Source organism: Halomonas sp. PR-M31, from assembly GCF_001039575.1.
Classification (GTDB): Bacteria; Pseudomonadota; Gammaproteobacteria; order Pseudomonadales; family Halomonadaceae; genus Modicisalibacter.
On sequence record NZ_JIBT01000069.1, the window covers coordinates 1 to 12,997 of the forward strand.

Sequence of the window (12,997 nt, forward strand, 5' to 3'; positions counted from 1 at the left end):
CCAGGCACCACGCAAAAGAACAGCGGTAAAGAATAGGGAAACGCTGATTATTCTGTGCGGAAAAGGCGAAAAACGATCACGCAAAAAGCGCGACGAATCGGGCGTTAATCCACGATTGTCGCGCGTAAAGAGAAGCACATGAGGATGAAGTGCAGACGCTGTAGAAGGCGGTATCTAATGATGCGCTTGGAACAAAGACTAATCAGTCCGGCCGGTTAGAAACCCAGAGAGTCCAATAGATCGTCCACCTGATCCTGATTGTTGACCACATCCGGCGCATCCGGATTGACCTGCGGCCCATTGACCAGCGAGTTTTCACGCTCGTTGTCCATAGCCTTGCGCAGCTCTTTGCGATCGTGATCGCTGGGCACGCTGTCGAGCAGTACCTGTACCAGCTGATTTTCGATCTGCTTGATCACGTCCATCATTTTCTTGATGACCTGACCGGTCAGATCCTGGAAATCCTGGGCCATCATGATTTCCAGCAGCTCCGCGTTGGTGGCCTGAGTCTGGGTCGGTATCGAGGCAAGGTACTCTCGGGTATCGACCACCAGCGCTTGGCCTCATCCAGCTCCTTGGGCTCGGCGAACCATTCGGCCCAGCGTCCGTCGAGTTCATTGGCACGGGCTTCCATGCCTTCCTGAATCGGCTGTGCCCGGTCGATGGCATTGAGCGCGCGCTCCGCCGCCTGCTCGGTCATCGTCGCCACATAGCTCAAGCGATCCCGGGCGTCCGGAATGGCTTCCGCGGCCTTCTCGATCTCCTTGTCGAGACCCAACTCCCGCATGTTGTCTCTGAGCATGCGGGTCAACTGTCCGATTCTCAGAATAAGATCATCGGCCTGAAACTGCCCGGCCTGCTGTGCATCACCGCTCATGATTCATTCTCCTCATGACTTGTCTTTCTAAAAGTCAGCTTAAGATCAGCTCAAGCATCCCCTGGACTACTTGCCCAGCTTCTCGAAGATCTTGTTGAGTTTTTCTTCAAGGGTCGCTGCCGTGAAAGGCTTGACCACGTAGCCATTAGCGCCCGCCTGGGCCGCCGCGATGATGTTCTCTTTCTTGGCTTCCGCGGTGACCATCAATACCGGCAAGGATTTGAGCGCATCGTCGGCACGAATCTGCTTGAGCATCTCCAGACCATCGAGATTGGGCATGTTCCAGTCCGAGACGACGAACTCGAAACTGCCCGAGCGCAGCTTGCTCAACCCTTCCTGGCCGTCTTCGGCTTCGTCCACGTTGGTGTAGCCCAGCTCTTTGAGCAGGCTGCGTACGATACGGCGCATGGTGGGAAAGTCGTCTACCACCAGGATGCTCATGTTCTTGTCGACCATCTTCAAACCTCGTTATCTATTCGATTGTTTATTAAAGAAATGTTGAATGACTCATTACACTCGTTGAGCACGCCCCGAGGCAGCCACGCGATGCATGATCTGACTCGCCATCTGATCGAGATCGACGATCTCCATTGCCCCACCAAGGGCCACCGCCTCCCGAGGCATACCGTAAACCACGCAGCTGGCTTCGCTTTGCGCAAGCGTCTGCGCACCCGCCTGATGCATTTCGAGCAGACCCGCCGCGCCGTCCTTACCCATGCCGGTCAAAATCACCCCGATGGCATTACGACCCGCGAACTGGGCCGCGGAGTGAAACAGCACGTCCACGGAGGGGCGGTGTCGATTCACCGGGGGCCCATCGTCGAGACGCGCCACATAGTTGGCGCCACTTCGGGCCAGTTTCAGGTGCGTATCCCCGGGGGCGATGTAGGCATGCCCCGGCAAAATGCGCTCGCCCTCTTCCGCCTCTTTGACGGTGATCCGACACAGCCGATTGAGACGTTCGGCAAAGGACTTGGTAAAGCCACCGGGCATGTGCTGAGTGATGAGAATCGCCGGGCTGTTGGCCGGCAGCGGTTCGAGTACGGTACGGATGGCTTCGGTACCGCCGGTGGAAGCGCCGATGATGATCAGCTTTTCACTGGAGATGAAAGGCGCCTTGATCGCCGTGGGCGGCGGTGCATCCTTACGCCGTGCGGTGCGCGGTCGCGACCTGGCGGCAGCACGCAGCTTGTCCGCGATCATGTCGGCGTAATCCAGCATGCCGCTGCGAATGCCCATCTGAGGCTTGGCGATAAAGTCCACCGCGCCAAGTTCCAGAGCACGCAGGGTGATCTCGGAACCGGCTTGAGTCAGTGACGACACCATCAGTACCGGCATGGGGCGAAGACGCATCAGACGATCGAGAAAGTCCAGTCCGTCCATTCGTGGCATTTCCACATCCAGCGTCAGCACGTCAGGATTGGTGCGTTTGATGAGATCCCGCGCAACCAGTGGGTCCGGGGCCGTAGCCACCACTTCCATATCCGGCTGCGAATTGATGATCTCGGTCATCAAATCACGAATCAGCGCTGAATCGTCGACGCAAAGCACCTTGATCTTGGGTGAGCTCAAGAGCCCTCTCCTTTCCATCATCCTGTCTGCAAGAGGCAGGCATAGTTTCTGTTATTAATATCTTTATCGGCCGGAAGACGACTGACTTAAGGCTGGATTGGCCAGTTCGTACACCGTCTGACCACGCAGGCGAAACGCCTGACTGATGAACGAAAAATTCTCGGAATGACCGGCAAACAAAAGCCCGTTGGGCTTGAGATAAGGCACGAAGTTTTCGAGTATCTTGGCCTGGGTGGTCTTGTCGAAATAGATCATCACATTGCGACAGAAAATCGCATCGAAACGACCTTCTATCGGCCATTTCGGCGCCAATAGATTGAGCGGCTTGAATTCGACCATGGCGGATATTTCCGGTCTGATCATGGCCTGCCCGGAACGGGCGCCGCTACCACGCAAAAAGAATCGCTTGCGCCTTGCTTCATCAAGCTTGGCCACCTGATCGATCGGATAGACCGCTTGTCGGGCCTTGGCCAGGGCTTCGGTGTCGATATCCGTGGCGATGACCTTGGCATCCCGCGCTCTTGGGCCCAGGGTCTCGCTGAGCTGCATGGCGATGGAGTAAGGCTCTTCACCGGTAGAGGCCGCCGAGCACCAGATGCGTATGGGCCCGCTCTGTTTCGCGACATGGTTTGCCAGCAGTGGAAAGTGATGCGCTTCGCGAAAAAAGGCGGTGAGGTTGGTGGTCAACGCATTGGTGAAGGCTTCCCACTCCCGAGAATCCGATTGCCGTTCCAGGCGCTCCAGGTAATCCTTGAAGCGCGTCAGCTTGTGCTGGCGCAAACGCCGCGCCAGCCGGCTATAGACCATTTCGCGCTTGTGTTCCGCCAGCACGATGCCGGCACGCTGATAGATCAACGTGCGCACCCGCTCGAAATCCGCATCGGTCATTTCCAGATCGCGCTCGAGGCTTCCTGTCCAGGCGCCCTGACGAGTAGCGACTGTCGCGGCGACGGCACTCCCGGTGATGGACCGATGGATTGTCATGTTTAAAAGGTCTCCCATTCGTTATTCGAAGACACAGAATCGTTATCCTGTGTCCTTGCCGGAGCCTGAGCAGACGCTTGAGTGAAGCCCCCAACGCTGTCTGACTTGTCATCGCGTCTGGCAGCCGCTGCGGCGATGCGAGCGTCTCGAGTGACGGCCTCTCGACCACTGCCCTTGAGACGAAGCATCGCTATGGCGTTGGCCAACCGCGTCACCTGCTCGTCCAGACTATTGGCGGCGCGAGCCGACGATTCCACCCGCTCCGCATTCTGCTGGGTGACGGATCCCATGATGGCGATGGCCTGATTGACTTCCTCGATACCCTGAGTCTGCTCATCGGAGGCCATGGAAATATCCTTGAGGATGTCATTGACCTTGAGTACCGCCGTCACGACCTGCTCGATGGATGTCTCGGCTTGTTTAACTAATTCGGCCCCACCGTTGATTTCTTTAGCGGAATCATCAATCAAGGTGCGAATTTCACTCGCGGCACTGGCGGATCGTCCGGCCAGGTTGCGTACTTCCCCGGCAACCACCGCGAATCCCCGACCCTGCTCCCCGGCCCGAGCAGCCTCGACGGAGGCGTTGAGCGCCAGAATGTTGGTTTGAAAGGCAATGGAATCGATGACGCCGATGATTTCCGTCATCTTTTTCGAGCCGGCGGTGATGTTGTCCATGGTGCCGACCATCTGCTGCATGACGGTTCCGCTTTCACTTACCGCATTACTGGCTTTATCCGCCAATTCGCTGGCATGGCCGGCGTTGGTAGCGTTCTGGCGCACCGTAGCGGTCATTTCATCCATGCTCGAAGCGGTTTCTTCCAGAGAGGCGGCTTGCTGTTCGGTACGTGTCGATAGATCCTCATTGCCTTTGGCAATGTCTCGGGAGGCAGGACGCACGACGCCAACGCTGTCGTTGACGTTCTTGACGACGCTGCTCAGATTTTTGCGCATGGTATCCAATGCTTGCATTAAATAGCCCAGCTCATCGTCCCGCTGGCTAGGCAGGCTGGCCCCAAGATTGCCCGCGGCGACCTGCTGAGTGAAATGCATCGATTCCTGGATCGAGCGGCGAAAGGCACGCAAAGTGAACGATCCCATCACGACCAGGCAAAACAGACCCGATAACAGAAGGCCTGCCTGAAAAAGCATCATGTTGCGCTGCTGAGTCTCAGCCTGTTGCGCCATGATTTGCGCGGAAGCCTGTTTGTCTTCGACCAGAGTGGCAATCGTTGTGGAAAGCTCGGTTCCGCTGGCCTGAAGCCTGGCAATGATCTCCTTGCTCGCGCTAAAAGCCTTGAACTGATCCTCACCCCCTAGAACCGTTGACGCGTTCAGCAAGCCCTCTTGTCTGTAGTTTTCAAGAGCCTTGCCGAACTCGTCCGCCGCTGGGGTCTGATTGACAGGGCGAGCGGTATAGTCGGCCCATAGAGTCGCCAGGCGACCGGAGAGGTTTTCAAGGGTCTCGGCATGTTGTTGGCGTGCATTGAGAAGCTCCAGCGGTGACGGCTGAGATAGGCTCTGATGCCCTTGCGTGACCAACTGATCGAGTCGCTGGAGGCGAGCCACATCTTGCAGGCCATCCTGATTGAGAGCTACCAGGCGCTGGCCGGCACCCTCCAGTGCCACCATGCCCAAACCGCCGCTAGCCAATAGCAGCACTAGCGCCAGGGTTATCATGCTGACGACGCGACCCTGCAACGAGCGAAGCTTCAATCGCTTGAACCAGCCGGTCATGCCCAGGCGCTCGATTTGACCACGGTTCAGGCGTATATCTTTTGTCTGACCCGTTCGCAGCTGGGCGTAGATACGCTCTGCATGAGCACACTCCTCTGGCGCGGCTTTGGTGCGCACCGACGCATAGCCTTGCACTTCGCCATTTTCGAGAAGCGGCGTTGCACTGGCATTGACCCAGTAGAAATCCCCATTCTTGCGACGATTCTTGACCAGCCCGTTCCAGGTCTCTCCTGCTTCAAGGGTCGCCCAGAAATCGATGAACGCGGCTTCCGGCATGTCTGGATGACGCATGATGTTATGTGGCGCGCCGATCAATTCTTCTTTATCAAAACCGCTGACTTCAATGAATGCATCGCTGGCAAAGCTGATACGCCCCTTGAGATCGGTTCTGGAAATCAGAAATTTGTCTTCATCAATCACATACTCATTTTGTGTCACTGGCTGATTGTTACGCATGGCACTCCCCCCGCTACCCTGTAAAGAGCCTCGTAAGGCCGTTGTTATCGTTTTTTTGATTTCAAATGGTTAAAACGCTTCCCACTCTTCTTCCCGCCGCTGTGCTGGGCGCGATGCTCGCCCAGCGGGCCTGCCGCTTACGGGTCGAGAAGAGGTTGATGGTTCGATCTGTCTTGCGGATGGGGTTGGCCGCACTGGCTGCTTGGCGTGCTGGTTTTCGGCAAGCCTGAAGGACGCCACGGCTTCGCTGAGCGCTTCGGCCTCCTGCGCCAACGCCTGGGCGGAGGCGGCGGCCTGCTGCACCAGTCCGGTATTCTGCTGGGTAACCTGATCCATTTGAGTGATGGCTTCATTGACCTGGCCGATGCCATTGCTCTGCTCCTGAGAGGCAGAGGCGATCTCGTCCATGATGTCGTTGACCCGCTTTATCGCGGTGACGATGTCCCCCATGGTGCTGCCCGCCTGATCGACCAGCTTCGTCCCTGTATCCACCCGGGCAGCGGAGGCTTCGATCAGACTGCGAATTTCCTTTGACGCATCTGAAGAGCGCCCTGCCAGATTGCGCACCTCTTCGGCCACCACGGCGAAACCACGCCCCTGCTCGCCGGCACGAGCGGCTTCCACGGAGGCATTGAGGGCCAGAATATTGGTCTGGAAGGCGATGGAGTCGATCACATCGATGATGTCCACGACCTTGTGGGAGCTGGTGCTGATGTCCCGCATGGTATCCACCACCTGTCCGACCACTTCACCGCCCTGGGTTGCGGTGCGAGACGCTTCCTCGGCGAGCTGGCTTGCTTGGCGTGCGTTGTCCGCGTTATGAGAAACCGTAGCGGTCAGCTGTTCCATGCTCGAGGCGGTCTCTTCGAGAGACGCCGCCTGCTGCTCGGTACGGGAAGAAAGATCGAGATTGCCTTGGGCAATGTCCCGAGTACCCGAGTGAATGCGCTGACTGCCAAACCGGACTTTGCCTACGGTGTGCGACAGCCCTTCCTGCATCTGAGCCAGCGCCGTGAACAATTTGCCGATCTCATTGCTGCCGCGCTGCTCGATTCGCCCCGAAAGATCGCCTTGGGCGATGCGCTCGAAATGCCCGACAATCGCTTGCAGCGGGCGAATCACGTTGACGGTAATACCACGCAGCATGAGCAGGATCGTGATCAAGGACACGGAAAGCGCTACACCGATGGCAATCTTCAGCGCCATCGCAATGGTTTGAAAATCGAGATAAAGCATTCGCCCTTCTGCACTGGCCGCAACAAGAAACGCAACGGCACTGCTCTGAAAAGCATCGTGAAGCGGCTGAACGGAAGCGGCATATTCAGCATGCTTCGTCAGCTCCATCGTCTGTAAGGCGGCAATTTGCGGCGCCAATGCTGCGTCTACCAGGCGGTGGAAATCAGCTTCAATCTGTGTGATCACTGCGGCGTCTTCTGGCAGCGCCGGAATCGCCTTGAACTCGTTGAAAGTCTGATATACGTCATCGAGCATTGTCGATAAGTCACCCGGCGAGGACTGCAATGCACCCCAGGAAGCACCATCAAGACGAGCGAACTCGCCCTCGATCGCCAGACGTAGCGTCAGCAACTCTCTGTTCGTTTGGTTGAGTTTTGATTGCTGCTCGATGTTGACCTGATTGATTTTCTCCAGCGCCTGCTCGCTGTATTGCACCGCGTAACCACCCAGCGCACTCAATCCCACGACCAATGCTGCAAACACCAGTAGCGCAAGTAGCCAACTTGTTCTTACCGTCATATTGCTTAATTGCTTCATGATTTCTCCCATGCAGAATCGACAATGCTATGTTTTGAAATTGTTGTCGTTTGTCCACACATGAATACAACGACGTCGATGCATGCCTATGCGCATATTCCAAGGCAATGTGCTGTAACGATCTGTGGGAAACGTCTATAAACGATATCGGCGGGGTAAGGGTCATTCTTGATGATTTAAAATCAGAATTGCTATCTTTAGTCGATCACCATGAACCATAAAAAAGGCGAGGATTTTATCCTCGCCTCTAATTAAAAAGCTACCCGGATTTATTCGACTTTTATATCGTCAATGAGTCGTTTTATCGACCAGCGCCATTTCCTCACTGGTAAGCAGTTTGTCGATGTCGACCAGTACCAGCATGCGATCCTCCAGACTGCCCAGGCCGCTGAGATAATCCGAGGACATGGTGACCCCGAACTCCGGTGCCGGCTTGATCTGATCCGGGCTCAGGGTCATGACGTCGGAAACGCCATCGACGACGATACCCACCACCCGGTCACCTACATTGACCACGATGACCACGGTCTGGCCGCCGTATTCGACGTTGGCCAGATGGAACTTGATGCGCAGATCCACGATCGGCACGATGACGCCGCGCAGGTTGGTCACGCCCTTGATGAAATCCGGGGCGTTGGCGATGCGGGTGACATTTTCGTAGCCACGAATTTCCTGCACCTTGAGAATGTCGACGGCATACTCTTCTTCACCCAGAGAGAACACCAGGAACTCGCTGCTGTGAGCATCGAGGTTGGCAGCATTGGCTTGTTGCAGCTGAGCATTGGCTTGAGATACGGCGGTCATGACGTAAGCACCTCCTGAGTGGGCTTGATTGATTTATGAGTGGGTTGCACGGTTTTACGCCGGCTTAAGCGATGCAGATCGGCAATGTCCAGAATGAGCGCGACGCTGCCATCGCCAAGGATGGTGGCCGCGGAAATACCCGGCACCTTGCGATAGTTGGTTTCCAGATTCTTGACCACCACCTGCTGCTGGCCGATAAGATCGTCGACCATCAATGCATAGCGGCGCCCTTCTCCTTGCACGATGACCACGATGCATTCGGTAAGCTCGGTGCGGGCATTGTCGATATCGAGCACCTGATGCAGTGCGATCACCGGCAGATATTCATCCCGCACCTTGAGCAGCTGATCGCTGCCCGCCATGGTGTAGAGATCGTCCCGGCTTGGCTGCAATGACTCAAGCACCGTTCCCAACGGCAAAATGAAGACTTCCTTGCCGACCTTGATCGACATGCCGTCGAGAATTGCAAGGGTCAACGGCAATACGATGCGGGTCGTGGTGCCTTGACCTTCCCGGGAAAGAATCTCGACATGCCCGCCCATGGCCTGGATGTTTCGCTTGACCACGTCCATGCCGACGCCACGACCGGATACGTCACTGACCTGCTCCGCGGTGGAGAATCCGGGCGCAAAAATCAGCTGCCATACCTCGTCGTCGCTCATGCTGTCCGAGACCGCAAGACCGTTGGATTCCGCCTTGGCGAGCAGCTTGGCGCGGTTGAGACCGGCGCCGTCATCGATCACTTCAATGAGGATGTTGCCGCCCTGGTGCTGGGCAGAAAGCGTGAGTTTGCCGCCTCGTGGCTTGCCCTTGGCTTCGCGCTCATCCGGAGATTCGATGCCGTGATCGAGACTGTTGCGCACCAGATGGGTCAATGGATCGATGATGCGCTCGATCAGACTCTTGTCGAGCTCCGTGGACTTGCCTTCCGTGATAAGTTCCACGTCCTTGTTCAGCTTGTCCGCGAGATCCCGCACCAGACGCGGGAAGCGGCTGAACACGTAGTCCATGGGCATCATGCGGATCGACATGACTGCTTCCTGCAGGTCCCGGGCGTTGCGCTGCAGCAGATTGAGACCGTTGTGCAGGGCACTATGGGTCATGCCATCGATCTCGCTGGCAGTCTGATCCAGCATCGACTGGGTGATGATCAGCTCGCCCACCAGATTGATGATCTGATCCACCTTGTCCACCGGCACCCGCAGTGAAGACTCGCCGCTACCTTTGGGCTTTCCGCCCTGGGGCTTTTTATCTTTAGAAGAAGCCGGCGGCTTGGCTGGCGCGGAAGCATCGGGCTTGGGCGGCGCTTCGCTTTTGGTTTCGGCGGGTGCTGCAGGCGCGGGCTCGGCGGGCGCCTGGTCAACGGGCTGCGCCGCCGGTGCAACAGTGCTTACAGGTTCGGCAGCACTGATTTCGAGCTGCTCGGCGTCGATGACGAAGCACATTACCGCCTCGATATCTTCGCCGCTCACCGCGGTTTTCAGCGTTACTTCATAGCGTTTGTCGTCGCCCTGCTGTTCGATCACGCTGCCCAGCTGCGCCAGCTCCTCGACCAGCAAACCACGGTCCTTCTCCGCAACATTCAGCAGCGCCACGCGCAGGGTCGTTTCCTGCTCTTCATCGCTTTCACTGTCATTAACGCCATCAGCGGATGCCGTGGTCTCGGCTTCCTTGACCGGCTCGGGAGCAGGCTTGGCTTTGGGCGCCTTTGTGCCCTCTGCGCCGCCCAGCTCATCCAACGCCATCTGCTTCAAGGTCTTGCAGATGCGTTCAAAAGCCTCCTGGTCGGGCTCTTCGCCGTTGCGATAGGCATTCAACTGATCGTGCAGCATGTCCTTGGCTTCCAGAAAGGTGTCGACGATATCCCGACGCAGCGTAAGCTCACCGCGGCGGGTGTGGTCGAGCAGGTTCTCGAGAATATGGGTGGTTTCCTGAAGCACCAGAAAGCCGAAGGTTCCGGCGCCCCCCTTGATGGAGTGAGCAGCTCGGAATATCGCGTTGAGCTCCTCCGCGTCGGGTTCATCGACATCCAACTCCAGAAGAAGGCGCTCCATGTCGCCCAGAAGTTCCTCGGCTTCTTCGAAGAAAGTGTCATAGAAATCTGTGATATCCATGGGCTAGTCCAGTTGGGTCTTAAAGGGCATCGCTGACGACGGACGTCGGCGATACCGAATTCGGTAAAACACTCATTGTTTCCACTTGTGTTGCAGGTATTTCCACCCCGTTCTCGATCGTGGTATTGGGTTGCGGCCAGCTACGCGTACTCTGGCGCTCGATTGACTCCGCGGCACGTTTGTCTAACACGACGATACTGATACGCCGATTGGCGGCATCGTTGGCCTCGGTCTCGTTGAGCGGTACCCGCGACCCCATGCCGGCGACTCGCAATAACCGTTCGGAATCCAGGCCACCGGCCACCAGCTCGCGACGGGACGCGTTGGCACGATCCGCCGACAGCTCCCAGTTGCTGTAGCCTCTTTCGCCATTGACGTAAGGCACGTTATCGCTATGTCCGCTCAAGCTGATCCGGTTGGGCAGCTCGTTGAGCACCGGCGCAATGGCCCGCAGAATGTCGCTCATGTAGGGGGCGACGCGATCGCTGCCGCGCTCGAACATCGGTCGGCGATCGGAGTCGACGAGCTGAATCCTGAGGCCTTCGGAGGTCAACGACATGCGCATCTGAGGCCGCATGTCCCGCAGGTTCGGCTTGCTCTGAATGACCGCTTCGATGCGCCGTTCGAGATCGATCAAGCGCTGCTGTTCGTCGCTGGTGCGCGTTTCCTGACGTCGATCGACCCGCTCTTCCTCGCCGTTGATGTGGGCCGGGTCCGGCCCGCCACCGGGAATCGCGCTGGTGCTGGCGGTGTTCTTGTCGCCACCGGCCATGGCCACGGGCAAGGGTGTGCGGAAATACTCGGCAATGGTCTTGAGCTCCGACTCATCCGCCTGGGCCAGAATCCAGAGCACCAGAAACAGAGCCATCAGTGCCGTCATGAAGTCCGCGTAGGCGATCTTCCAGGCGCCGCCATGGTGGCCGCCTTTCGCCACCTTCTTGCGCTTGACGATAATGGGTCGATGGGCACCGCTCATGAACCACCCGCCGCACTATTCTTGGTGGCTCGCACATGATCTTCGAGTTCGTTGAAACTGGGACGCTCGGCGGTATACAGCGCCTTGCGGCCAAACTCCACCGCCAGCTGCGGCGCATAGCCATTGAGACTCGCCATCAGGGTGACGCGAATGCACTGCAGCATCTTTACCGCTTCCGCCACTTGATGAAGAATGCGCGCCGCGACGGGATTGACAAAGCCATAGGCTAGAAGAATCCCTAGGAAGGTCCCGACCAGGGCGTGGGCAATCAAGATGCCCATTTCCGCTGCCCCCTGATCCGCGGACCCCAGGGCATGTACCACCCCCATGACCGCTGCCACGATACCGAAGGCCGGCAGACCATCACCGACGGATTGCAGGGAATGCGCCGGCACTTCGGCTTCATGCTGAAAGGTCTCGATCTCGTGCTCCATGAGCGCATCGATTTCGAAGGGATCCATGTTGCCGCTGACCATCAATCGCAGATAATCCGTGAGGAACCCCATTATCATGGGATCGCTCAACAGCATCGGATATTCGGCAAATAGCGCGCTGTTCTGGGGATCGTCTATATCGCTTTCGATAGCGAGCATTCCGTCGCGACGAGCCTTGGCCAGCAGCTTGTACTGTAATGCCATGAGTTCCATATACATGGCCTTATTGTATTTATTGGTACGCTTCAATTTAGAAAACGTACGCATGGTCGCCTTGATGGCTTTTCCGTTGTTGGAAGCAATGAATGCACCCACCGCTGCCCCGGCAATCATGACTATTTCGGCAGGCTGATAAAGCGCACCAAGATGACCACCTATCAGCATATAGCCCCCAAATACGGAGCCGATAACGACCAGATAACCGATTAGAATTAGCACGTGAAAACATCCTTGCCGTGAACCGTTGGACTTGTAATGGGTTATCGGCAGGGGGGGAAACAGCTTGAGGCAATAGGTTGAAAACTTACGAATAACAAGATCGTCAGAACACAAAAAAGCCGCAGTGTCATGACACTGCGGCTGGCGGATTCACATCGAATCGTTGACCCTTGGAAGAAGGGCTTAGGCGTGGCGTTTGACCAGAAGTTGGCTAGTCCGCTTGTCGATCGTTGTGGTAGGTGTCGCCTGCTTCTCCTCTTCACGCTTTTTACGGGTCTTGCCTGCCCTGGAGGGAGGCTGGCAGATACCGCACACGAAATCCTGTGATGGCGTATGCGCATGCATGACGTAATGGCCGGAGCAGGCGGTGCATTTGCATAGCTCGAGCAGGTTGCTCTCGAAGAAGCGCACTAGCGTCCAGGCTCGGGTCAGACCAAGAACCGGTTCCGCTTCTTCCAGTGCCAACTGCTCCAGGTAGAGCTTGTAGGCCCGCACGAAGGCGTCCATGCGCTCACAGCCGTGATCCTCCACCAGCCGCTGATAAATATTATAGAACAGCGACGAATGTATGTTGGGTAGCCAGGTGATGAACCAGTCCGTCGAGAATGGCAGCATGCCCTTGGGGGGTGACATGCCGCGCACCTCTTTGTACAGCTTGATCAGACGCGCCCGGCTCAGGTCGGTTTCGGTCTCCAGCACCTGCAGACGGGCACCGAGCTCGATCAGCTCGATGGCCATCCGCACCTGGTGCATCTCGGTGACCAGGCTTTTCTGGGTCATGGTTTAGCCCCTTGCCTGAGCGAGTGACGCTGTGGGTACGGAGGCCATCAGCA

Annotated in this window: 10 protein-coding genes and 1 pseudogene; all 11 read right to left on the reverse strand. The window is 57.1% G+C overall.

The window, feature by feature from the left end:
* Positions 1 to 215: 215 nt before the first annotated feature.
* Positions 216 to 877: pseudogene (gene cheZ, locus CH74_RS16370) on the reverse strand (protein phosphatase CheZ).
* A 66-nt stretch (positions 878 to 943) separates the two neighbouring features.
* Positions 944 to 1,333, reverse strand: coding sequence for a chemotaxis response regulator CheY (gene cheY, locus CH74_RS16375; RefSeq protein ID WP_048308601.1), 390 nt, complete (start codon positions 1,331 to 1,333; stop codon positions 944 to 946).
* 54 nt (positions 1,334 to 1,387) lie between these two features.
* Positions 1,388 to 2,449: a chemotaxis response regulator protein-glutamate methylesterase gene (locus tag CH74_RS16380; RefSeq protein ID WP_048308602.1), complete on the reverse strand. Its 1,062-nt coding sequence runs from the start codon at positions 2,447 to 2,449 to the stop codon at positions 1,388 to 1,390.
* A gap of 63 nt (positions 2,450 to 2,512) precedes the next feature.
* A complete protein-coding gene (locus CH74_RS16385) occupies positions 2,513 to 3,433 on the reverse strand; it encodes a CheR family methyltransferase (RefSeq protein WP_048308604.1) in 921 nt (306 codons plus the stop codon).
* A gap of 2 nt (positions 3,434 to 3,435) precedes the next feature.
* Entirely contained in the window at positions 3,436 to 5,625 is a 2,190-nt protein-coding gene (locus CH74_RS16390; RefSeq protein ID WP_048308605.1) for a PAS domain-containing methyl-accepting chemotaxis protein, read from the reverse strand.
* A gap of 69 nt (positions 5,626 to 5,694) precedes the next feature.
* On the reverse strand, positions 5,695 to 7,398 hold the full coding sequence (locus CH74_RS16395; RefSeq protein WP_048308606.1) for a methyl-accepting chemotaxis protein: 1,704 nt from the start codon (positions 7,396 to 7,398) through the stop codon (positions 5,695 to 5,697).
* 288 nt (positions 7,399 to 7,686) lie between these two features.
* Positions 7,687 to 8,202, reverse strand: coding sequence for a chemotaxis protein CheW (cheW, locus tag CH74_RS16400; protein ID WP_048308608.1), 516 nt, complete (start codon positions 8,200 to 8,202; stop codon positions 7,687 to 7,689).
* A complete protein-coding gene (gene cheA / locus CH74_RS16405) occupies positions 8,199 to 10,316 on the reverse strand; it encodes a chemotaxis protein CheA (RefSeq protein WP_048308609.1) in 2,118 nt (705 codons plus the stop codon). The genes cheW and cheA overlap by 4 nt, the downstream gene beginning before the upstream one ends.
* A gap of 19 nt (positions 10,317 to 10,335) precedes the next feature.
* The gene (gene motB, locus CH74_RS16410) at positions 10,336 to 11,292 is read right to left on the reverse strand and encodes a flagellar motor protein MotB (RefSeq protein WP_048308611.1); all 957 of its coding nucleotides are present in this window, start codon (positions 11,290 to 11,292) and stop codon (positions 10,336 to 10,338) included.
* A complete protein-coding gene (motA, locus tag CH74_RS16415) occupies positions 11,289 to 12,164 on the reverse strand; it encodes a flagellar motor stator protein MotA (RefSeq protein ID WP_048308613.1) in 876 nt (291 codons plus the stop codon). Before motA ends, motB begins: the two co-directional genes overlap by 4 nt.
* Before the next feature lie 183 nt (positions 12,165 to 12,347).
* Entirely contained in the window at positions 12,348 to 12,944 is a 597-nt protein-coding gene (flhC, locus tag CH74_RS16420; RefSeq protein ID WP_048308615.1) for a flagellar transcriptional regulator FlhC, read from the reverse strand.
* Between the last annotated feature and the right edge of the window lie 53 nt (positions 12,945 to 12,997).